Annotated in this window: 20 protein-coding genes and 2 other annotated features (1 of these 22 running past the window's edge); of the genes, 13 read left to right on the top strand and 7 right to left on the bottom strand. The window is 35.2% G+C overall.

The window, feature by feature from the left end:
- Positions 1 to 44: 44 nt before the first annotated feature.
- The 5 genes from elrA (at position 45) to elrE (ending at position 5,288) form a co-directional block, all read left to right on the top strand.
- Positions 45 to 2,216 carry an enterococcal leucine-rich protein ElrA gene (gene elrA / locus IGK96_RS10560; RefSeq protein WP_010713154.1) on the top strand — a complete coding sequence of 724 codons (2,172 nt, stop codon included), beginning with the start codon at positions 45 to 47 and terminating at the stop codon, positions 2,214 to 2,216.
- 3 nt (positions 2,217 to 2,219) lie between these two features.
- Complete coding sequence (elrB, locus tag IGK96_RS10555; RefSeq protein WP_016618106.1) at positions 2,220 to 2,588, top strand: LPXTG anchor domain-containing protein ElrB; 369 nt, start codon at positions 2,220 to 2,222, stop codon at positions 2,586 to 2,588.
- A 1-nt stretch (position 2,589) separates the two neighbouring features.
- Positions 2,590 to 3,372, top strand: coding sequence for a WxL domain-containing protein ElrC (gene elrC, locus IGK96_RS10550; protein ID WP_002394120.1), 783 nt, complete (start codon positions 2,590 to 2,592; stop codon positions 3,370 to 3,372).
- A gap of 39 nt (positions 3,373 to 3,411) precedes the next feature.
- Positions 3,412 to 4,188, top strand: coding sequence for a WxL domain-containing protein ElrD (gene elrD, locus IGK96_RS10545; RefSeq protein ID WP_002388408.1), 777 nt, complete (start codon positions 3,412 to 3,414; stop codon positions 4,186 to 4,188).
- A 74-nt stretch (positions 4,189 to 4,262) separates the two neighbouring features.
- Positions 4,263 to 5,288 (top strand): transmembrane protein ElrE, encoded by a 1,026-nt coding sequence (gene elrE, locus IGK96_RS10540; RefSeq protein WP_002376547.1) that lies wholly within the window; start codon positions 4,263 to 4,265, stop codon positions 5,286 to 5,288.
- A gap of 64 nt (positions 5,289 to 5,352) precedes the next feature.
- On the opposite strand, the gene IGK96_RS10535 is transcribed toward elrE, so the two are convergent.
- A protein-coding gene (locus tag IGK96_RS10535) for an IS3 family transposase (RefSeq protein WP_113821027.1) occupies positions 5,353 to 6,497 on the bottom strand; the annotation gives its coding sequence in 2 pieces (ribosomal slippage) (positions 5,353 to 6,224 and positions 6,224 to 6,497; 1,146 coding nt in all).
- Between the two features lie 110 nt (positions 6,498 to 6,607).
- The gene (locus IGK96_RS10530) at positions 6,608 to 7,321 is read right to left on the bottom strand and encodes an HAD family hydrolase (RefSeq protein WP_010707209.1); all 714 of its coding nucleotides are present in this window, start codon (positions 7,319 to 7,321) and stop codon (positions 6,608 to 6,610) included.
- Between the two features lie 327 nt (positions 7,322 to 7,648).
- Between IGK96_RS10530 and IGK96_RS10525 the strand changes: the two genes are divergently transcribed.
- Positions 7,649 to 9,364 (top strand): ABC transporter ATP-binding protein, encoded by a 1,716-nt coding sequence (locus IGK96_RS10525; protein WP_010707210.1) that lies wholly within the window; start codon positions 7,649 to 7,651, stop codon positions 9,362 to 9,364.
- A gap of 42 nt (positions 9,365 to 9,406) precedes the next feature.
- Here IGK96_RS10525 and trpS read toward each other — a convergent pair whose 3' ends face one another.
- Positions 9,407 to 10,417, bottom strand: a complete 1,011-nt coding sequence (gene trpS / locus IGK96_RS10520) for a tryptophan--tRNA ligase (protein WP_002359559.1) — start codon at positions 10,415 to 10,417, stop codon at positions 9,407 to 9,409.
- Between the two features lie 359 nt (positions 10,418 to 10,776).
- Here trpS and spxA point away from each other — a divergent pair, with 359 nt between their 5' ends.
- From spxA to IGK96_RS10490, 6 genes are all read left to right on the top strand, one after another.
- The gene (spxA, locus tag IGK96_RS10515; protein WP_002356477.1) at positions 10,777 to 11,175 is read left to right on the top strand and encodes a transcriptional regulator SpxA; all 399 of its coding nucleotides are present in this window, start codon (positions 10,777 to 10,779) and stop codon (positions 11,173 to 11,175) included.
- A 342-nt stretch (positions 11,176 to 11,517) separates the two neighbouring features.
- A complete protein-coding gene (locus tag IGK96_RS10510) occupies positions 11,518 to 12,180 on the top strand; it encodes an adaptor protein MecA (RefSeq protein WP_010707211.1) in 663 nt (220 codons plus the stop codon).
- Between the two features lie 88 nt (positions 12,181 to 12,268).
- Entirely contained in the window at positions 12,269 to 13,447 is a 1,179-nt protein-coding gene (locus IGK96_RS10505) for a competence protein CoiA (RefSeq protein WP_010707212.1), read from the top strand.
- Between the two features lie 47 nt (positions 13,448 to 13,494).
- A complete protein-coding gene (gene pepF / locus IGK96_RS10500) occupies positions 13,495 to 15,306 on the top strand; it encodes an oligoendopeptidase F (protein WP_010707213.1) in 1,812 nt (603 codons plus the stop codon).
- Positions 15,307 to 15,633: 327 nt separating this feature from the next.
- A complete protein-coding gene (locus IGK96_RS10495; RefSeq protein WP_010707214.1) occupies positions 15,634 to 17,208 on the top strand; it encodes a hypothetical protein in 1,575 nt (524 codons plus the stop codon).
- Positions 17,174 to 18,112 (top strand): glycosyltransferase family 2 protein, encoded by a 939-nt coding sequence (locus tag IGK96_RS10490; RefSeq protein ID WP_002376017.1) that lies wholly within the window; start codon positions 17,174 to 17,176, stop codon positions 18,110 to 18,112. The genes IGK96_RS10495 and IGK96_RS10490 overlap by 35 nt, the downstream gene beginning before the upstream one ends.
- A 611-nt stretch (positions 18,113 to 18,723) precedes the next feature.
- Here IGK96_RS10490 and IGK96_RS10485 read toward each other — a convergent pair.
- Positions 18,724 to 19,167: a hypothetical protein gene (locus IGK96_RS10485; protein ID WP_002355676.1), complete on the bottom strand. Its 444-nt coding sequence runs from the start codon at positions 19,165 to 19,167 to the stop codon at positions 18,724 to 18,726.
- A gap of 240 nt (positions 19,168 to 19,407) precedes the next feature.
- Between IGK96_RS10485 and IGK96_RS10480 the strand changes: the two genes are divergently transcribed.
- Positions 19,408 to 20,552, top strand: a protein-coding gene (locus IGK96_RS10480; protein WP_096397480.1) for an IS3 family transposase whose coding sequence is annotated in 2 segments (ribosomal slippage) — positions 19,408 to 19,681 and positions 19,681 to 20,552 — 1,146 coding nt in all. Because the reading frame shifts where the segments join, the coding sequence is not laid out codon by codon here.
- 72 nt (positions 20,553 to 20,624) lie between these two features.
- Here IGK96_RS10480 and IGK96_RS10475 read toward each other — a convergent pair.
- Genes IGK96_RS10475 through IGK96_RS10465 form a run of 3 tightly spaced genes read right to left on the bottom strand, consistent with a single transcriptional unit; the run spans position 20,625 to position 22,761 of the window.
- Positions 20,625 to 21,458: an amino acid ABC transporter substrate-binding protein gene (locus IGK96_RS10475; RefSeq protein WP_025188884.1), complete on the bottom strand. Its 834-nt coding sequence runs from the start codon at positions 21,456 to 21,458 to the stop codon at positions 20,625 to 20,627.
- Between the two features lie 10 nt (positions 21,459 to 21,468).
- On the bottom strand, positions 21,469 to 22,104 hold the full coding sequence (locus IGK96_RS10470) for an amino acid ABC transporter ATP-binding protein (protein ID WP_002355681.1): 636 nt from the start codon (positions 22,102 to 22,104) through the stop codon (positions 21,469 to 21,471).
- Between the two features lie 12 nt (positions 22,105 to 22,116).
- Positions 22,117 to 22,761: an amino acid ABC transporter permease gene (locus IGK96_RS10465; RefSeq protein ID WP_002383057.1), complete on the bottom strand. Its 645-nt coding sequence runs from the start codon at positions 22,759 to 22,761 to the stop codon at positions 22,117 to 22,119.
- Positions 22,762 to 22,814: 53 nt separating this feature from the next.
- Positions 22,815 to 23,057: a binding site (T-box leader), on the bottom strand.
- A gap of 156 nt (positions 23,058 to 23,213) precedes the next feature.
- Positions 23,214 to 23,393, bottom strand: a binding site (T-box leader); it runs 54 nt beyond the window's last position.

Below are 23,393 nucleotides of genomic sequence, written 5' to 3'. Positions count from 1 at the left end.
GTTGATATTCACTATAATTAAGAAAATATCAGGAGGTGAAGTTTATGAAAAAAATGTGCATCTCCGCAGTTAGTGCCTTACTTTTGGCTAATAGTTTGCTACTTCCTGTAACAACTTTCGCCGAAACGACCGAAACAATCGCATCCTCCAGTGAAGAAAATGTTTCATCTGTTTCAGAAGAAAAGATTCCAGAAACTTCATCGGCAGAAGAGCAAAATTCAGCAACCAGTAGTTCGGAGATTCCCCAATCAGAAGAGTTAACGACTGTTGAAACAAGTGAAGAGCCGCCAAATGAAGCACTAGCGATAACGGAAGCACAACTGATGATGCCCCAATTATACGCAGGTGCTGTCTTAGATAAAGCGACGCCTATCAGTACACTATTTCCTGATCCAGCCTTTGCGGAAAATATCAGAAAACAGTTAAGCAAATCTCGGACCTCTAATACTGTCACCCAAGCAGAATTGGATAAACTGAATAAAGTTATTTTAGAAAATGTCGTTGTTTCTAATGTGGAAGGAGTTCAATACCTAAGAAACTTAGAAGAATTATCTTTTCAAGATTCGCTCAATGTAACAGATTTGAGTCCTTTTGCTAAAGGTGAATTTAAGCTATTACGTTTTTTATATATGAGAAACAATAAAATAGCTGATCTTAGTCCGTTAGGTCAAGCAGGATTAATTAGTTTAGAAGGCTTGTATGTTGAGAACAATCAATTAACGACATTAAATGGACTTGAAGGAATGGCTGCTTTAAAAAATTTAAGTATCCAAAATACGACAGATCATCCGTCAAAAATCACGCCGAATAATCGAGTGACTTCCTTCGACCCGCTTCGTTCTCTTCGTAATTTAGAAACCATTTGGGCTGCCAATAATCAGATTGCTACTTTAGATGGGCTTACGGAAGCAAATAACCTACTCCGTCTTTATGTGGAAAATAATCAATTAAAAACAATTGCGCCCTTGGCGAATAAGCCACGTCTAGAAGAGTTGAGTATTATGAATCAAACGATTGCTAGTCTGGAAGCTTTAAGCACTGTTCCTAATCTGCGTGTACTGTATGCAAGAAACAATCAAATTTCTTCCTTGGCACCGTTAGAGAAAACACTCAATCTAACAGTTTTAGATGTGGGAGAAAATCAAATTTCAGATATCAGTCCGTTAAAAGGCTTAACGGCCATTACAGGGCTAGATGTATCTAATCAAATGATTATCTTATCTTCTGTCGATTATATTGCTGGGAAGCCCCTGCAATTAAAAAATAAGGTGGTATCTCGTGATGGTCAACTATTTCCACCGCTGACGATTAGCCCTTATGGAAGTTACGATGCCACAAAAGGACTGTTTGAATGGAATTTACCCAAAGCTCATGAAGGCGTTTCTTATATCTGGGAATCAACAGATAAAGCATACTTAGGGAACTTTTCTGGAACAGTCGTCCAACCTGTCAAAGAAGTTTTCTTAAGTGAAACGAAACTATCTTGGTCAAAAGAGCGTATAGAAAAGTCGATGGAAAAAACAATCGATATTGATGACTTTCAAAAAACAGCCCTGCCTTTTTATTGGCAAGATGTCGATGCTGGGAATAGATTACAATTTATTGTCAAAAAAGAGGGCCAAGAAATCCAGAAATTAGCAGATGAAACAACCACTAATTCTAAAACATTTAAGGAAAAAGCCTTGTTATTACCAGAACTAACTTATGGAAAACAGCAGTTGGTCGTGGAAGTCTATGATAAAGGCTACAAGATTGATGAATTAGCGCTAACAGTCACTGTGGTTGGCTCTGTCAGGTTCAAAACGGTACCCACAGCGATTTCCTTTGGGAATGAGCTGCAAATCGCTAGTAGCACGACCCAATATCCAATTGTTTCCATGGATCAACCATTAGTGATACGGGATACTCGTCAAACGGGGAATAATTGGTCGCTTGCACTAACCGTTACTTCTGATTTCAAATCTGAATCAGGTGCTACGTTGCCAAATATTTTAAAATTTAGAACCAACCATCGCTTACAGGACATTCCAGAAGGCCAATCGATTCTTGTTCACAACCAAGTCAATGGACATCAAGAAACAAATATTTCTGATCAATGGAAAGAAAATGACCAAGAGTTGTTATTATCTGTTCCTGGAGGGACGGCCAAAGCAGAAGAATACGAAGCAAAACTAACTTGGCACTTGATGGACGTACCTGATGGCAGTGCAAAATAGGGGGTGAGTCTTATCAAAAAAATAGTTAACGGCGTGTTGTTATTAGGATTGTTTTCATCAGTTGATGTATTTGCTGAAACAAATGCCTATCCGACAAATGCAGAAGTTTCTTTTTATGGCGAGTATGAGCCACCAGCCAACAAAGAAAAACCAGATGGTAAGATACCACAGCGTTTCCCCAAGCAGTCGGAAGCAATACCAGCAGTGAGTGGAGAATCATTGAAGCATTCAACAAGTAAAACGGTTGATCAAAAAGGCTCAGGCTTCTTACCTCGAACTGGTATTAAACAGCAACAAATGTTTAATTATCTCGGAATAATAGTCATCTTTTTGGCTAGTTTTATTTTAAAAAAAAGAAAGAAGGAACAATAAAATGAAAAAAATTATCTTAGCAACAATCCCAGCTATCACTTTAGGCGTGGCTATTGCACCAGAAGTGAATGCAGAAGAAAAAAACTATGAATCAAATGCCATCGTAGAATTTACGCCGGATACCTCTATCAACAAACCTGTCGATCCAGTGAATCCAGATACCGAAAAACCTGTTGAACCCTTTGACCCAACGACACCAGACACTGGTAATAAGCCAAATGAAGGAACAACTGGTCCACTAAGTATCGATTATGCTTCTAGTTTAGACTTTGGCAAAAATAAAATTTCAAATAAAGATGAAAAATATTATGCAAATCCACAATACTTTTTCTTGGCAGACGGTTCTGGTCCTGATTTGACTAATCCTAAACCAAATTATGTACAAATTTCCGACAAACGCGGAACGAATGCCGGTTGGGCCTTAACAGTTAAACAAGAAACACAATTAACAGCGACAAAAGAAACATTAAATAAAGTTTTAGACGGTTCAGAAATTAAATTAAGTCAAAACAAAGCAGTGTCTAATTCCAAAGCAGTCACACCAACTGCGCATGAAGTAACTTTAGTAGCTGGCGATTCATCAAATGTGATGTCTGCCGCTGAAGGTCAAGGTTCTGGAACTTGGCTTAGTGCGTTCGGTGGGATTGAAAAAGTGGAAGTTGACGGTGAAAGCGTAGATAAAAATACAGCGATCACATTAACTGTACCAGGAGCAACACCAAAAGATGCTGTTCAATACAAAACTGTTTTAACATGGACAATCGCTGATTTACCAAGCGTATAATTATTGAAACTATAACAATAGAAGAGAAGGAGCACTAACATGAAAAAAATGACCATCGCAAGCAGCTTAATTTTAGCAACCATCGCGGTAGGCACACTACCAGTTCAAGCAGAGGAAGTGGCTAATCGCGACACAGATGCTATTGTAAAATTTAAAGCACCAGATGAAAAAGACCCCAACAGCAAAAATCCTGTAGTGGATCCAGAAGACAAAGACGGCAAAGATCCTGTGACACCTATCGACCCAGTAAATCCTGACAAACCAGTTGATGAAGGTTCTACAGGTCCCTTAACCTTGGACTATGCTTCAAGTTTAAACTTTGGTGAAAATATCATCAGCACAAAAGATGAAACCTATTTTGCATCAGCACAAGTTTTAAAAGATAAAAATAATGTTGAAAAAACGGGCCCATTATTTGCTCAAATTACAGATAATCGTGGAACTTTAGAAGGCTGGACTTTATCTGCAAAACAAAATTCTGCATTTACTTCTGCTACAAAAGGTCAGACGCTTGAAGGAACTGAAATTGTCTTTCAAAATGCTTCAGCTGTGACAGCAGGACAAAGCGCTGCACCAACAAGTTTAGCGAGCGTAACTTTTGGTACAGTGGGTGAAAGTCATAACGTGATGGTAGCCGCAACAGATCAAGGCGCTGGGAAATGGTCATACTTATACGGCAATGCTAGTTCAATTGCTGAAGTTGACGGCCGTCAAGTAATGAAAGATGTTCAATTAAAAGTGCCAGGTAAATCAGTTAAATTAAATGATGCCTACAAAACAACAATTACTTGGACATTAGCTAATACGCCAGTATAAAAAGAACCTTTTTGGAGAAAGGAAGAGGGGAACTCAGCCTTTCTCCTTTACATAGAAATGGAGTGTAGAGCGAAATGAAAAATAGATATTTTATTCTGATGATCCTAAGTTTTTATTTCTTTGCTTTTGGGATTGAAACCTCAGCAGCAGAATTACGATTTAGTGTTGAAACAGAAATTCCAGAAAACCAAATAGATAAAACAAAAACATATTTTGATTTAATGATGAAACCAGACCAAGAACAAATTTTGAAAGTTCGAGCGGCCAATAGTACAGATGAAAATTTAGTGATTGATGTTAGTGTGAAGTCGGCCACAACAAACAGCAACGGAGTGATTGAATATGGTGAGTCGTTGACAGCATTAGATAAATCTGCACCAGCAGATTTATCAGAAATCATTCAACTGAAAGACGGCGGTGAGAGTGTTGAATTGCCTGCTAAAAGTGAAAAAGTAGTTGAATTACGAGTGAAGATGCCTAAAGAAGAGTTTTCAGGGCAACTAGCGGGCGGGATCACGTTTAGTGAAAAAGTCGATGAAACGAAAGACAAGCAAAAAGAAAATACAAACGGCTTAGCAATTGAAAATCGCTATGCCTATACAGTAGCTGTTTTACTTCGAGAAAATGAAACAGTTGTACAACCAGAATTGTCTTTAGAGAAAGTTGAACCGACGCAAAGAAATGCGCGCAGTGTTATTTCTGCAACACTGTTAAACCATGAAGCAGCCTATCTTCAATCAATGAAAGTAACGGCAAATGTTAAAAATAAGAAAACAAATAACGTTATTTTAGAGAAAGAACAAGAAGATATGCAAATGGCGCCCAATTCAATTTTTAATTTCCCTATTCCTTATGAAGAAAATGAAATGGAAGCTGGGACGTATGTATTGGCAATGACTGTGGAAGGCTCAGGAAAAAAATGGCAATTTACGAAAGAATTTACGATCTCAAAAGAAGAAGCAAAAACATTTAATGAGAAAGATGTAACCGTCAAAAAAACGGAATCTAAACTTATTTATCTCTTAATCGGTTTATTGATCCTTTTACTGATAATCTGCCTGTTCATCATTTTACGTCTGAAAAAACAAAAAAATAAATAAAAAAAAGCCGTTCTTCAATTGGAACTGACCTAAGATTGTGAGACAGGAATAAAAAAGCATTTTCCTAGACTGCTGATTTCCGATAATCTATCGGCGATTGGTAGTCTAGTTTTTGTTGAATTCGACTTTCACTATAATAAGTAATGTATTTTTTTACAATTTCTATTACAATAGATGTAGGTTCATTTGTGAGCCCATCTAAGTAGAACGTTTCAGACTTTAGTGAGGCATGAAACGATTCGATGCAGGCATTATCTGAAGGTGTCCCTTTGCGGGACATACTCATGGTAATGCCTTTTGTTTTTATTTGATTCTGGTAGTCAAAAGAAGTATAAACAGAGCCCTGATCACTATGCAATAGACAATCCGTTGTTTGGGGCAATTGATCAAGTGTATCCAGAACAAAAGCCGTATCTTGCTTATCACCGATGGTATAGGCAATAATTTCACCATTGTATAAATCCATAATTGAAGACAAATACAATTGCTTTTGACCAAAAGGCAGATAAGTAATATCTGTTACCAATTTCTTTAAAGGAGCGTCTGAAGAAAATTGTCTATTTAGCTTGTTCTCGACAACCGTGTAAGGTTGTCCCACTTTACTGCGTTTCTTCATTTTCACGCGACAATTCCAATGATATTTCTGCATAATCTTTTGTACGGTGTTTTTGTTTACTTTGTATTCCTGATTAATCAACGCAGTAATCTTTCGATAGCCATATCGAAACTTATGTTGGAAGCAAAGTCGACGAACAGCTTCTTCAAGAGGTGTTAACTTTCCCAAGTCTTTTCGATGAGTCCAACGATAATAAGTAGCTCGCGAAACGCCGAAAAGTTGACACAATGCAGTAATGGTTATTTTTCCTTTCATTTTTTTAACTAATTCTACAAATATTTCTGGCTCCACGTCCTTTCCAATTCTTTGTACTTTTTTAGCACCTCAATATGCATTTTTAAATAGTTATTTTCATTTCTAAGCTGTTGTTCATTTGATAGAATTTCTGGACCTTTTCCATAAGCATATTGTTTTCCAACGGGTTGAACCAGACGATGATTCTCGCCATTACGGTACCAACGCCACCATGTTTCAATTTGTGTTTTGTTTTTAATTCCTAATTCTGCCATAATTATTTTTACAGGAATATTCTCTTTTTTCATCTGTATAGCCATTTCTTTGATGTGAATCGGATAAGAAACTCGATTTCCCATTGAAAAAGCACCTCCTAGTTAAATTCATTTTAACGTGAATTCAACAAGAGGTGCTTTTTTATTTTGTCTCAGTTTATTGGGTCAGTTCAAATTTGAAGAGCGGCTTTTTTTTAAAGATTAAATAATTTCTCCACAGTCGGACAAAGTTCAGTGAAACAAGTGACTTCTACAAGGTGTGATGCAGGTTGGCAACTTGGTAGTTCACGAGAGCGGTGGTTAAACCAAAGAGAATGCCAGCCACCATTACGTGCGCCTACAATATCATTGTCATAACTATCACCAACATATAAAGTATGTTCAGGTTCCATACAAAATTGATTACAGGCTAAATCAAAAATTTCCTTTTCAGGTTTTTGGAAACCCGTACTTTGAGAAATAATGATATTTTGGCTTGGAACCCATTTTTCAAGATTCAATTGTTTAACTTTTTTAAATTGATGGTCTGTTGGACCATTTGTAATAATCCCCATCGGAATTTCCTTTTCTTGTAAAGTATCAAGAAGCTTAGTAACTTCTGGATGCATCGTAATATTATCCAATTCTTCTTCATAAACTTGTTGGAAAATTTTTCCTTCTTCTTGTGAAATTCCTGGATAGTTTAGATCCTTTAATGTTTCATTCATCCGGAAAAACCGCATGAAATCTAGGGACCATTCATTGGCTAAAACTTTCGGAAACGTTTCATCGCTGTGGTGTCTAAAACGAAGATACAATTCATGCATATCCTCTGTCGCAACGTTCGGGAAAATTTTAGTCATCGCATTTCGAAAGGGTTGTTGCTGATCGTACAGCGTGTCATCAACATCAAAAACAATGGTTCTCATTTAACAAGTGCACCTCTTAACTTTTTTACAAAACTTTTCATATGTTATATTGTAGCCGATATTTTCACAAATAAATAGAGTATTTTTCACTGTATTTCAAGGTTTTGCACAGAAATCAAAGCCTTGCGGGAAAAGACAATTATAGTTATTTTTACCGAAAAAATGGAAACGATAAATGAAAAAATATTCTGATAATGAAAAGTTTGTGAAAATGATTTTGAGTCAAAGTTACTTAAATAACACGTGTTCTGATAGAAGTTAGAATTTTGCAAGAGACAGTCTTTTTCCGTATAATGAATGAGAATGAAGGGGGAGAGTTAGGGAGTTATGTTAAAGCGTTTTTTTGGGTATTATCGGCCGTATCGTGGATTATTTATTTTGGATTTTGGGTGTGCCGTTTTTGCGGGGCTGTTAGAGTTGGCTTTTCCAGTAGCAGTCAACCAAGTAATTGATAAGATTATGCCAAAAGGAGATTTTCGCCTCATTGCATTAGCTAGTGCGGGCTTATTTGCATTTTATATAATCAATACGTTTTTACAATTTATTGTGGTTTATTTTGGTCATATGTTAGGCGTGAATATTGAAACAGATATGCGTGAAGAATTATATCAACATCTTCAAACACAACCGTTTGAGTATTATGATAATCAAAAAACAGGGAAATTAATGAGCCGTTTGACCACTGATCTTTTTGAAATTTCGGAAGTGGCGCATCATGGTCCAGAAGACGTCTTTATTACGGTTATGACGTTAGCAGGTTCTTTTTTATTAATGTTAACCATTCACGTGAAATTAGCCATCGCTACGTTTATTTTATTGCCATTTATCACGATTGCGCTAGGTTATTTTAATAAGAAAATGACAAAAGCGAATACGGATATTTACGATAATTTAGGTGAATTTAATGCTGGGATTGAAGCGTCAGTAAGTGGGATACGTGTCACGCAATCTTTTGCAAATGAACCATTTGAACGAAAACAGTTTAATTATTTAAATCAAATGTATCGAAAATCGAAATTATATTTTTATAAGGTGATGGGTGTCAGTTCCGCCTATAATTACTTATTAATTCGTCTGATAAATTTGTTTTCATTAATTTTTGGTGCGTATTATACAATTAAAGGAGAAATTACAGAAGGTCAGTTTGTAGGATTTATTTTATTAGCCAATATTTTTATTCGGCCGATTGAAAAAGTCAATAATATGATTGAAAGTTATCCCAAAGGATTTGCTGGTTTTAAACGTTTTACGGAAGAAATGGACAAACAACCGTCCATCAAAGATTTGCCAGGAGCTGTTGCTGTTTCACATTTAGAAGGAACGATTGCCTATAAAGATGTTTCATTTGCTTATGAAGATGGCACAAAAGTTTTAGACCATATCAATTTAAAAATTCAACCTGGCGAAACCGTTGCTTTCGTTGGACAAAGTGGTTCAGGAAAAACGACCTTGTGTAATCTGTTGCCTCGTTTTTATGAAGTCAGTAGTGGTGAAATTACGATTGACGGTAGAAATATCCAGCAAATGACCTTGGCTTCATTACGTAAGCAGATTGGAATTGTTCAACAAGATGTGTTTTTATTCCCTGGAACATTACGAGAAAATATTGCTTATGGGAATTTAAATGCTACAGAAATAGACATTCAACAAGCGGTGAAATTAGCACATTTAGAACATGTAATTCAGCTAATGCCAGATGGCTTGGACACAATTATTGGCGAACGTGGCGTGAAATTATCGGGCGGTCAAAAGCAGCGAGTGGCAATTGCGCGAATGTTCTTGAAGAACCCGCCGATTTTAATTCTAGATGAAGCGACTTCTGCATTAGATACAGAAACAGAGCAAGTGATTCAAGAGTCATTAAACTCGTTAGCTGACGGGCGAACAACATTAATTATTGCCCACAGACTGGCAACGATTAAACATGCTGATCGAATAATCGTAGTGAGTGACCAAGGAATTTTAGAAGATGGAACACATGAAACTTTGTACGCGCAAAGAGGCCACTATCGTCGCTTGTACGATGCTCAATTTAGAACATAAAAAACCCGCGAATAAAACTTCGCAGGTTTTTATTATGTTTAGTTAGCGCCGAACTTTTCTTCCCAAACCAACAGCATTTTTCATTCGTTGAAGTGTTTTGTTGGCTACCTGGCGAGCGTTTTCTGCACCCTCATCTAAAATCATATCTAATTCTTCTGAAGCTAGAAGCTCTTGGTAGCGCACTTGAATAGGTTCTAATAAGGCAACTACTGCTTCTGCTAAATCTGCTTTGAAGTCTCCATAGCCTTTGCCTTCGTATGCTTGAACAAGTTCCTCAACAGTTTGACCTGTCGCAGCAGAATAAATATTTAGTAAGTTAGTAATACCAGGCTTTTCTTCTTTATTATATTCAATTACACCAGTTGAATCAGTTACAGCAGAGCGGATTTTTTTGCGAATCACTGCTGGCTCATCAAGCATTGAAATAAAGCCCTTCACATTTGTATCAGACTTACTCATCTTTTTCGTTGGTTCCTGTAAGCTCATAATTCGACTACCTTGCTCAGCGATTTTTACTTCAGGCATCGTTAAAATTTCTTGATTTTTTTGGGCATAACGTTTATTGAAGCGTTCCACAAAATCACGTGTTAATTCTAAGTGTTGTTTTTGATCATCTCCGACTGGCACTAAGTCAGCGTTGTACAACACGATATCACCAACCATTAATGGAGGGTATGTTAAAAGACCAGCGCTTACGCCAGCACGACCATTTTTTTGCGATTTATCTTTAAATTGTGTCATTCGCTCTAACTCACCAATAGAAGTATTGCACTGAATGATCCAACCAGCTTCTGCATGCGCACTCACTTCAGACTGTATGAAAATTGTTGCTTTTTGTGGGTCTAAACCAACCGCTAGGTAAAGAGCTGCTAAACTACGAATTTGTTGGCGTAGCTTTTGCGGTTCTTGGGGAACGGTAATGGCATGTTCATCCACAATACAAAAATAACAATTGTATTCATTTTGTAATTCGATAAATTGTTTCATTGCACCAATGTAATTTCCGATTGTCGGAGTACCACTGGGCTGAATACCAGAAAAAATTGTTTTCATTAAATAACCACCTGACTTTAGACTTAAGATAGTGAATAGTTCTATTATACATTTTATTAGAAAAAAATACATGGGAACTTCTTGAAAAATCACCAAGAGAAGTAAATTATAACAGCAACCATGAAAATAGAAAACTGTATTACTTTTTTACAGAATTATAACGAATATCCATAAAATTTCATAAAAATTAACCCTAATTTTACACGGATGTAATGAAGGAAAAATAAACAAAGTTAATAAAAAATGTTTAAAAACCCCTAGTATTTTTATTAGAAATTAGGTATACTGGTTTTAAATAGAGGAACAGTACAGTTCCCTGTTTCAGAAACGCGATGATTCGCGAAAAGGAGTGATGCACAATGTTGACACTTTATACTTCCCCAAGTTGCACGTCATGTCGTAAGGCTAGAGCCTGGTTGCAAGAGCACGAAATTCCTTTTAAAGAAAGAAATATTTTTTCTGAACCTTTAAATATTGAGGAATTAAAAGCAATTTTAATCATGACAGAAGATGGAACAGAAGAGATTATCTCTACTCGCTCTAAAGTTTTCCAAAAATTAAATATGGATTTGGACGAGCTTCCACTTCAAGATTTATTAGAGTTGGTTCAAGAAAACCCTGGATTGTTGCGTCGGCCAATTATGATTGATGAGAAAAGATTACAAGTCGGTTTTAACGAAGATGAAATTCGCCGATTCTTACCAAGAGATGTTCGACAACTGGAATTGCGCCAAGCACAATTAATGGCAGGTTTATAAAAAATATAAAATTTTGTTCTGTATTTGTTAATTGTAATAAAGAACGATTCATATGAATTTAGGGCCAGGGATTTTTATCTCTGGCTTTTTAATACATATTTAGAACTTGTATTCATTTGATTTGGCAGAACGTGGTCAAGGAAAAATAGTATCTTTTTTGGAGAGACTGCGTTAAGATGAAGAGGTAGAAGGAGCGAAAAACCAATCGTTAAAAAAGTTCAAAGTTTATAAAACGTTCGCTAGTTTTCGAGGATTTATAGACTTTCCACTTTACTTTTGTGTAGTTTTCGCTACAATGAACGTAAGAAGTTTCCTGATTGAAGCAAAGAGAGGTGTAGCGCTATGGAAATGGAACATATTAATGAAAATACGATTCGTGTGTTAATTGGCAACGAAGACCTGGCGGATAGAGGGATTACTTTTCTTGACTTACTAGGAAACCACAAAGATGTTGAAAATTTCTTTTATAGTATTTTAGAAGAAGTTGATGTCGAAGATGAATTCCAAGGTAGTGAAGCAGTCACTTTCCAAGTCTTGCCTAAAAATGATGGTTTAGAACTGTTTATTAGTAAAAATGTCGCTATGGACGACTTGTCTTCCTTAGAAGGTCTGAGCGAAGTCAATGCAGATGTTAGCGAATTAATTCGCAAACAAATTGAAGCAGACAAGGCAGCCGCCGATGAACTTGATGAGATGGAAACCACAGATGAAACAAACAGAAATGTAATCTTTGAATTAGATAATTTTGAAGCGATGATCCAATTATCCAAAGAAGTCTTCATGCAATCTGTTTTGACTAACTTATACACGTACAACGATCGTTATTACTTACAAGTTTTGTTCTTAACCGATGAATTAGAAAAGACAAATGTTGACAATGAAATTGCACAGATTTTAGAATTTGCTCATAAAACAACTGTCACTCAGGATACTTTAGTCGAATATGGCACTTGTATTATGGAACGCAGTGCGTTGGAATTAACACGTTATTACTTTAATGATTAAGCAAAAAAGCAAAAACTTTCGAGTTTTTGCTTTTTTTTTGATGAAAATTAAGAAACTTTGCGTAGTTTATTTATGAGAGGTGAAAATCATGTTAACAGCTTTAACGGCAGACAACCAAGAATTATTTTCTTTAATCGATTGCTCGATTGATGAATTAACACAGATACGAAGCGAACAAGCTTTTGTGTGTCCAATGTGTCATCAATCGGTCATTTTGAAGGCAGGCCCCATTAAAATACCCCATTTTGCTCATCGTAAAAAGAATAGTTGTTGGTACGAAGCAGAAGCTGAAACAGAAGAACACCTCCGCTTGAAGCAGCTTTTTGCGGAAAAGTGTTTACGCGAAAAGCTGTCCTTTCAAGTTGAGGCATACTTACCCACCTTGAAGCAACGCCCAGATTTACTCATTGGCAAGATAGCCATTGAAATTCAATGTAGTCCATTGCCAATTAAACGTTTGGTGGAACGGACGGAGACTTATCAAGCTCATGGCTATCAAGTTGTTTGGATTTTAGGTGAACGATTAGTGCCTAAAGACAAGCTCACGCAATTAACGAAACAATTCCTTTACTTTTCGGAGTCCTTGGGATTTTATTTATGGACGGCCAATAAGAAGCAAGAACGAATAGAATTACTTTGTCATATTGAAGAGAGTCAATGTCAACAATTTTATAGAAGAAAACAATCATGGGATTTTTACGAAAAAAAATTACTAGAAATCTTCCGACTACCGACCGCTAATTTAAATTTACTGCCAAATAGACGGCACACTGGTCAATTGATGCATGATTATTATCAAAAATTGACGCAACAACTTGGTTACAGAAATGCTCAGTTGCTTAGAACACAGAGCTTTTTATATACGAAAGGTTGTCATCTTCTCCAGTTACCTCCTTGGTTTTACTATCCTGGATTGAAGCTATTACCTTCTTCTGAAGAAGATATTCATTTAAAAATGCTTGTTTGGGAAGCACTAAAAACCGAAGAAGAGCGTTTAGTGACCAAACAGGAACTATGGCGTATCTTGGAAGCTATTTTTTTGGAAGAAGGGAACTTTGTTTGGCAGCCACTGCCGAATATTGGCTTAAAAAAGCTTTTTAAAATTGTGGGAAATAACTTATTGAGATGGTTACAAGAATGTTATGTGTTAATTAAAGTAAACAATAAGTACCTAATAACTAGTATTTTCCTAAGAGAAGATCCTGAAAAGCTCATTCATTGGCTAAAAAAAGTGAAAAAACAACATTTTTTTAGTCACACGTGTTAAATTATGATAGTATAATGAGTAAAACGTTTCTTAAAGGAGAGTAAACTATGAGCGAAATTAAACAATTACCAACACGTGATGAAGTTCCAACTCCATTGACTTGGGATTTAACCAAAATTTTTAAAGATGATGCTGCTTTTGATGTTGCGTATAATCAGTTGACAGAAGAGCTAAATCAAGCAGAATCATTTAAAGGTACCTTAGGGAATGGTGCAGAAGCTTTTCTAGCTGCGTTAGAATACGTTTTAGATGTCTATCGAAAAGTGGAAACATTATATGTCTATTCTCATTTAAAAAATGATCAAGACACTACAAATACAGCTTACCAAGCTTTATATGCCAGAGCTAGTTCTTTATATGCACAAGTTAGTGAAGCTGTTTCTTGGTTTGATCCAGAAGTCTTAACATTAAGTGATGAAAAAATTTGGGGATATTTTGAAGAGCAGCCGAAATTAGCTGTTTATCGTCACTATATTCAAAATATTTTAGATGAACGTCCCCATGTTTTATCGATGGAACAAGAAGCTTTACTGGCGGGGGCTAGTGAAATTTTTGGTGCTTCAAGTAATACATTTTCAATTTTAAATAATGCAGATTTAGAATTTCCAACTGTGCAAAATGCTGAAGGCGAAACGATTCAACTTTCTCATGGCGTTTATGGTCAATTAATGGAAAGTGTCGATCCATCTGTTCGTGAAGCAGCATTTAAAGGGTTGTACAAAGTATACAAACAATTTAGAAATACATTAGCCTCAACTTTAGGTGCACATGTTAAAACACATAACTATAAAGCAAAAATTAGAAATTATGATTCTGCTCGGGCAGCTTCTTTAGCAAGTAATCATATTCCTGAAAGTGTTCACGAAACATTAGTAGCTGTAGTAAATAAACATTTACCTTTGCTACATCGTTATGTAAAATTAAGAAAAAAATTATTAAACGTAGAAGAATTACACATGTACGACTTGTATGCGCCTTTGCTAGGTGAAGCACCAATTCGTTACAGCTATGAAGAAGCAAAAGAAAAAGCAATTGAGGCTTTAAAACCACTAGGTGAAGACTATTTATCTATTGTTAAAGAAGCTTTTTCAAGTCGCTGGATTGATGTGATTGAAAATCAAGGAAAACGAAGCGGCGCATATTCTTCAGGAGCTTATGACACAGCCCCATACATTTTAATGAATTGGCATGATAGTTTGGATCAACTATTTACATTAGTCCATGAGATGGGCCATAGTGTTCATAGTTACTATACAAGAAATAATCAGCCGTATGTTTATGGCGACTATTCAATTTTCTTAGCTGAGATTGCTTCAACCACAAATGAAAATATTTTAACAGAATATTTATTACAAACAGAAACAGATCCTAAAGTACGTGCGTATGTCTTAAATCACTATTTAGACGGCTTTAAGGGAACCATTTTCCGTCAAACCCAATTTGCGGAATTTGAACATTTTATTCACACGGAAGATGCTAAAGGCACGCCATTAACAAGTGAATATTTGAGTGAGTATTATGGCGAGCTCAATGCTAAATATTATGGACCAGAAGTAGTTAGAGACGAAGAAATCAGTTACGAATGGGCGAGAATTCCACATTTTTATTACAATTACTATGTTTATCAATATGCAACTGGCTTCTCAGCCGCTTCGGCATTGTCTAAACATATTTTAGCTGGAGAAGAGGGAGCTTTAGAGAACTACCTTAACTACTTGAAAGCAGGAAGTAGTGACTTCCCAATTGAAGTGATGAAAAAAGCGGGCGTGGATATGACACAAGCCGCGTATATCGAAGATGCAATGAAAGTTTTTGAAGAACGTTTAACGGAATTAGAAGCTTTGGTTGAAAAATTATAACAAGGATTAGAAACTAAAGTTTAAGTTAAGAAATGTTAGAAACTTGATAAGTGAATAGAGATTCTATCTTTGTTTTATCAAAATGAAATGCTTCTGTTTCAACTATCAAATAAAGTGTTAAATTCTATTGTCTGTATTTTATGAGAAGATTATTAAATAAAAAGCGTTCTAAAATAATTAATTTTTTATAAGTTTAAATTTACCCATATTAAATTTTTTTGCAAAATAAATATGATATAATTAACAGACAGCTGAGATTTTATATTTTAAGCTGTCTGTTTTTGCTTATGTTAAAATATACAGTAATTTTTTTGGAAGGAAGAAGAGATGAATATTAAGAATTTTCTATACAAGTCTATTAACTTTATTTTTACTTTAGCAATCTTAATTACACTTTTTGGAGTTATACGACATCCGTATTTCAATATAGCAAACTTAAAGGGTGCATCACTTGTTTTAGGATTAGCATTAGTTTGTTTTATTGTCTGTATTATCATATCAAGTAACGTTAGAAATTATTTTTTATTTTTTTTGAAACAAATTAAGGATTATATTAGAAAGAATATAAAAGTTATTACAATTTTAATTGTTGCGATTACTATATTATTACAATTCATTCTTGTGAGTACTATATCAGCCCCCATTGGTTGGGATGTCAAAGTGATATTTTTGGGAGTAACAAAAAATCAACCCATGGATGCGTATCTTTCGAGATATCCTAATAATGCATTTTTCTTTTTTGTGATGTTAGGAATAACAAAAATAGCTAATATTTTTGTAGATGGTATAGGTAATACGTGGCTATTTTGGCAATTATGTAGTACGGTGTTTATTGATTTAGGTTTCTTTTTCTTATATACCGCTACCAAACGGTTATTTTCTCATATGATTGCTTATTTAGTATTTTATTTGTCGATTCTTAGTTTAGCGTTATCTCCGTTAATTATTGTTCCGTACACAGATATAGGAGCATTCACAATTGTGTCTTTTAGTATGTTTTTGTATTCGTTTATTAACACAAAAAAACAAAATAGCTTACTTTTTAGTATGATGTTAGGCATTTGTTGTGCAATATTATATCTAATTAAGCCATCTGCAATCATATTTATCATTGCTTGGAGTATTGTTAAATTTATTGATTGTTTACAGAAGAAAATACAACCAATAAATTTAGCGAAGGTATTGAATATTCTTATTGCTTTTATTTTTATGTTTGGTACAATCAGTAGTTTCTCTATTTATAGAAGTACACAAACAACGATTGAATTCAATAAAAATGAACAGTATCCAATGACTCATTGGATGATGATGGGATTAAAAGGCAACGGAGGATATAACTTATCCGATTCTAATGCGACTAGTAGTCAAAAAAAATATCAGGATAAAAAGGACTACAATATTAAAGTCATAAAAAAAAGACTAAAAGATTATGGACCGATAGGATATACAAAGTTTTTATTGAATAAGCAATATTATAATACAGCCGCTGGAGATTTTGATTGGAAAGATTATGGACCACGACCTATGGAACTCGACCGCGATTCTAATAGATCAAGGTTTAAAATATTTTTACAAGACAATTATTTTCAAGTAGGTAAATGGACGTCATTCATGAAACTTTATATGCAGATTATGTGGCTAATAACCATAATAGGTATGTTTATTACTGGATGTTCATTTAATATGAAAAAAATAGATGAAAAAGAATTAATCATAAAGCTTACTATTATTGGAGCTATGATGTTTCTACTATTATTTGAAGGTGGTCGCTCACGCTATTTAATTCAATTTTTACCATTTTTCTATTTACTTTCAGCAATTGGATGGGAAAGTGTGTTAACAGCAACTAATAGGAGGAAAAAAGAAAATGTCAAAACTTTTTATAGTAGTACCATGTTATAATGAAGAGGAAGTACTACCTATTTCCAGCAAGGTATTGTTGGATTTTTTAAAACGAATGATTGCTAAGAATAAAGTAAGTACAGAAAGTTCCATTTTGTTTGTGGATGATGGTAGTAAAGATAAAACATGGGCTATTATTAAAAGACTATCTGAACAAGAAGAACATTTTAAAGGTCTTAAATTTAGTCGCAACTTTGGTCACCAAAATGCACTTTTAGCTGGTATGACGACAGCGGTTCAATTTGCAGATATGATTGTTACGATTGATGCAGATTTACAAGATGATGTCGAGGCAATTGAGGGAATGATTGATGCTTATCATGATGGAAACGATGTTGTTTATGGCGTTCGTAGTAACCGTGATACAGATACCGCGTTCAAAAGAAAAACTGCAGAAATGTTTTATTCATTTATGAATAAACTAGGTGTGAATACCGTACCAAACCATGCAGATTTTCGTTTGATGAGCAATCGAGCGACTAAGGTATTACTAACTTTTAAAGAAGAAAACTTATTTTTAAGAGGGATGGTTCCATTAGTTGGATTTCCTAGTACAAAAGTTTATTATTCAAGAAATATTCGAGTAGCTGGTGAGTCAAAATATCCGCTAAAAAAAATGCTTAATTTTGCTATGGAAGGCATTACTTCCTTTTCAATTGTACCAATAAAAATGGTTAGAAACATAGGGTTTATTACTTTATTAATTGGTATCTTTTATATGATTTATAGTTTAATACAACATTTTACAGGAAATGTTGAAGCTGGTTGGTCTTCTCTTATCATCAGTATCTGGTTTTTAGGGGGAATTCAATTAATCAGTCTGTCTATTGTGGGCGAATATATTGGTAAAATTTATTCCGAAGTTAAGGGGCGACCACGTTTTATTATTGAAGAAGAAGTCTAAATTAAAAAATAGAATTTTTTAGTAAAATACAAAATTGAGCTCGAATACCGGCTGGAGAAATCTGGCCGGTATTTTTATGAAATGAACCGTTTACAGTATTGAACACTGAACCGAAGTTTCGTTTTGCTTCGCTGATAATTAGAGGAAATCAATTTATTAATTTCTTTTGTCAAGAATCGCTTTTATATTCGAGTGTTTAGCAATATGGAAAGGACAAAACTTTATCATTAAACAAATCAAGAAAAGGATTCAGCTAGAGCATCATTCTTAATTAGGATGTTCCGTTTTGATTATGTTTCGAATGCTTAAATTCAGGTGTATCCGTTGGCAGTTTTTTGATGAAGGACCTTAAAATTAAATTTTTCTACTATTTTGACTCATTCTTGTACAGTGGAATATGAAGAGATATTAAATTGCTTTGTCCAGTGTTTGATAGCATCTTTTCTCCATTTTGATAAGCTTTTACTACTTTGTTCTTGAATGCATAATCATATTTTGCTAGTTTAAATACGCCTCCAAAGTTAGATTTTTGTTCTAATTTTGGAGGCGTAATACATTTTTTCATTTCTTTTTTGTATAGTAAAAGTTAATAAATAATGAAAATCTATTTTCTAAGTTTGTCGTTGTTGGTAATTGGTTAAGATCATACGTGAAAAGGGACCGACAATCAGCAATTGATAAGGAAGGGCAACAATAAAGTTCAGGCCCCAAGCTTGGAAATACGCACTTAGTGACAACGTCTGGCCTTCCATTAATAAGCCAAATAAAGACATACAAGTCACCATGCCGATAATCATGAGACTCGAAATGGTCAGAATAAGTAATAGCCGTTTTTCTTTATTAAAGGGTAAAGAAAAAGCGATTTTCTTAGCTAAGACACCAACGATGAAAACGTCTAAAATAAAAGCAACGATAAATCCAGGAAGCAAACCTTTTGATAAGGCGTACAATGAAAATTCTCCATGCAATAATAAATTATAGGTGCTCATTCCGAAAACCATCAGAAAGCACATTAACGTAGTAAAAAGCATTCCTTCTTTTTTATTAGTAGGCATTTTTTTCTCCTTTCATTTATTGAGAGTAATGATTGTTCTAGGCAGAAAAGGACAAATTCTCTCGACTTTTACTAGTGTAGCAAAAATAAAAGTTCTTCATAAGTTAGAATTTGCTAAGAATTTGATTCAAATAAAAAGGTGTACTAAGTCATGAACTGACCCAATAAACTGAGACAAAATAAAAAAGCACCTCTTGTTGAATTCACGTTAAAATGAATTTAACTAGGAGGTGCTTTTTCAATGGGAAATCGAGTTTCTTATCCGATTCACATCAAAGAAATGGCTATACAGATGAAAAAAGAGAATATTCCTGTAAAAATAATTATGGCAGAATTAGGAATTAAAAACAAAACACAAATTGAAACATGGTGGCGTTGGTACCGTAATGGCGAGAATCATCGTCTGGTTCAACCCGTTGGAAAACAATATGCTTATGGAAAAGGTCCAGAAATTCTATCAAATGAACAACAGCTTAGAAATGAAAATAACTATTTAAAAATGCATATTGAGGTGCTAAAAAAGTACAAAGAATTGGAAAGGACGTGGAGCCAGAAATATTTGTAGAATTAGTTAAAAGAATGAAAGGAAAAATAACCATTACTGCATTGTGTCAACTTTTCGGCGTTTCGCGAGCTACTTATTATCGTTGGACTCATCGAAAAGACTTGGGAAAGTTAACACCTCTTGAAGAAGCTGTTCGTCGACTTTGCTTCCAACATAAGTTTCGATATGGCTATCGAAAGATTACTGCGTTGATTAATCAGGAATACAAAGTAAACAAAAACACCGTACAAAAGATTATGCAGAAATATCATTGGAATTGTCGCGTGAAAATGAAGAAACGCAGTAAAGTGGGACAACCTTACACGGTTGTCGAGAACAAGCTAAATAGACAATTTTCTTCAGACGCTCCTTTAAAGAAATTGGTAACAGATATTACTTATCTGCCTTTTGGTCAAAAGCAATTGTATTTGTCTTCAATTATGGATTTATACAATGGTGAAATTATTGCCTATACCATCGGTGATAAGCAAGATACGGCTTTTGTTCTGGATACACTTGATCAATTGCCCCAAACAACGGATTGTCTATTGCATAGTGATCAGGGCTCTGTTTATACTTCTTTTGACTACCAGAATCAAATAAAAACAAAAGGCATTACCATGAGTATGTCCCGCAAAGGGACACCTTCAGATAATGCCTGCATCGAATCGTTTCATGCCTCACTAAAGTCTGAAACGTTCTACTTAGATGGGCTCACAAATGAACCTACATCTATTGTAATAGAAATTGTAAAAAAATACATTACTTATTATAATGAAAGTCGAATTCAACAAAAACTAGACTACCAATCGCCGATAGATTATCGGAAATCAGCAGTCTAGGAAAATGCTTTTTTATTCCTGTCTCACAATCTTAGGTCAGTTCCGTCAGCAGTACACCTTTTTATTCGTTATTTAGTTTATTTTTGTGTTATTTGTAACGTCCTCTCCAAACCATTTTTGAGAAATTTTACTAAGGGTGCCATCTTTTCGTAACGTTTCAAAGGCAGTATTGATTTTTTGGACTAATTGATTGTCTGATTTTCGGACGCCCACAGCAAAATCCTCATTGTCATAGCCGACATGAGAAATAGTATAGTTTTTTAAATTATCTTCGTGGGAAAGATAGTAGTTGGCGTAGACGCGATCAATTAGGAGCCCATCAATTCGGCCAGATTTTAAATCTAAGAAAGCTTCATTAAACCCGTCATATAAAATAGGCGTTTGGTCTTTAACAAATTTTTTCAAAACGTCAGGCTGACTTTCGAAGCCATCATAGCCAGAAGAGCCATTTTGAACCCCTAAAATTTTGCCTTGCATGTCGCTCGCTGTTGCAATGTTTTTTTCTTTTAAAGAAACAAGTACTTGGTCGTTCGTCATGTAAGGTTGTGTGAATTGAACTTTTTCGGCCCGTTCGCTCGTTTTAGTGTAGCCATTCCAAATAAGATCAATGGTTTGATTTTGTAATTCTGTTTCTTTCATAGACCAATCAATCGGTTGGAAGTCAACGGAAATGCCATAAAGTTTAAAAACCGCTTTGGCTAAGTCGACATCAAAGCCGACAATTTGGCCTGATTTATCTTGAAAACCCATGGGCACAAAGGAGTCATCTAAGCCAATAATAATCCGTTTTTCTTCGTTAATCCGTGTCCATTGATCTTCGTTGCTTTTTCTTTTACCACAACCTGCAAATAGGAGTAAACTACAACAGATAACCAGCAAGGCTAAAGAATATTTCTTTTTCATCATAAACTCCTTTCTATTGGACGGGGGCAACCGTCAAAAGATTGTCTGCAATTTTTTCAGCGAAAGCCATATCGTGGGTCACGACAATCTGTGTCATGCCTTGTTTCCGTAAATCTAAAATAACTTCTTCCACTTGTTGACGTAAAGCTGGATCTAGCGCGCTCGTTGGTTCATCGTACCCAAGAACTTTTGGCTTCATTGCTAAGGCACGAGCAAGTGCAACTCGTTGTTTTTGTCCACCGGAAAGTTGATATGGATAGAGTTTTTCTTTACCAGCCAAGCCCAATTTTTCCAGTAATTCTAAAGCTTCTTGCTGACTTTTTGCTTTTTCTTCTTTTAGTACTAATGTAGGTGCTAAGGTAATGTTTTCTAAAACTGATAAGTGAGGGAAAAGTTGGAAATCCTGGAAAACGACCCCAACCACTTGATCGGCATTGTCCATTTCAGCAGGATTGAAAGGAACACCATCCAACAAAAGCTCACCAGAATCAATGGTTTCTAAACCAGCTAAACAACGAAGTAAAGTGGTTTTTCCGCCGCCTGAAGGACCAACAATCGTTAAAATTTTACCCTCTGGAATTTCTAAATTTAAGTGATCAATAATAGTCCGGTTGTCAAAATGTTTGGTTAAATTTTTAATAGTTAACATGGTAGAGTCCTCCTATTTATAATATTGATAGAATTTTTCAATTTTCTTAGAAGCAACAGTCAAAATTGCCGTAAAGAGTAAATAAATCACTCCCACTAAAGCTAATGGCACTAATGTAACATCGCGGCTCATCGCAATTTTACCAGCACGTAAAAGATCGCCTAAGCCAAGTACATAAATAAGAGAAGTATCCTTGACCAAATTGATAATTTCATTTCCTACGGAAGGCAGCACGATTTTAACAACTTGTGGCAAAATAATCCGCGTGACTGTTTGAAAACGTGTTAAACGTAAAACCTTAGCAGCTTCATATTGACCTTGGGGAATTGCTTGAATCCCCCCGCGGAAAATTTCAGCAAAGTACGCAGCATAATTTAAAATAAATGCGAATAAGGCCGCATCGTAACGTTCAAAGACAATACCAATTAATGGTAAGCCGTAAAAAACAAAAATTAATTGTAACAATAGCGGAGTGCCGCGCATTAACCAAATGTAGAGGTTAATTAAGTAACGTAAAGGTTTAAACGAACTTTGTAAAATAAAGGCAATGATAATCCCCAGTGGAATCGAGCCAAGGAGTGTAAAGAAAAAGACTTTCAGTGTCATGCCAGCTCCGCTAACTAAAGCAGGTAAAATTTCTAAAATATAATCCATCATTTTTTCCTCCAACAATTTTTATTAAAAAACAAAAAAGCCTCTTGGCTGTGAGCCAAGAGGACGAATCGCATTCGTGGTGCCACCTCAATTTACTTATCTTTCACAAGATAAGCCTTATGTAGTTGCGTTGACAACTACTCTCTGTTAACGATAGAGTCACCGGTTTTTCTTACTAAAGGATTCAGAAAAACATCTTTTAGGTGTGAGTAAAGAAGAATCCATCTTTTTCTTTCAGCCAATGAAAAAGTCTCTGTAAAGGAAGAGCTAAATTACTATGTCCTAAGCCTTGATTTGTAAGTATGAAATTGTTCGAACGGAACAGAAAACCTGTTGCTTTTCTAGATTATCCCATTAAGCATATGGAAAAGAGGACAACAGACTTGAGCAGTTGAGGCACTCTCTCAGGTTGAAAAGCGCATCTAAAAAAACAAAAAAGTCCTTTGGCTGAATAGCCAAAGGACGAATAATCAAATTATCGTGGTTCCACCTTAGTTTATTCGTGTTTCGCAACACGAACCTTATGAAGTTCATAACTTCGCCTGTTAACGAGTGGTCCCGGACTTTCCTACTAAGGGTTCAAAAAGTCAACTCCCAGATGTGGTTCGCTGTTTCTTTACGTCTTTTTCCACCAA

Source organism: Enterococcus sp. DIV0682 (genome assembly GCF_051712685.1).
Classification (GTDB): domain Bacteria; phylum Bacillota; class Bacilli; order Lactobacillales; family Enterococcaceae; genus Enterococcus; species Enterococcus faecalis.
The sequence above is the reverse complement of the archived record's forward strand: the minus strand, read 5'-3'. Positions and strand labels throughout refer to the sequence as shown.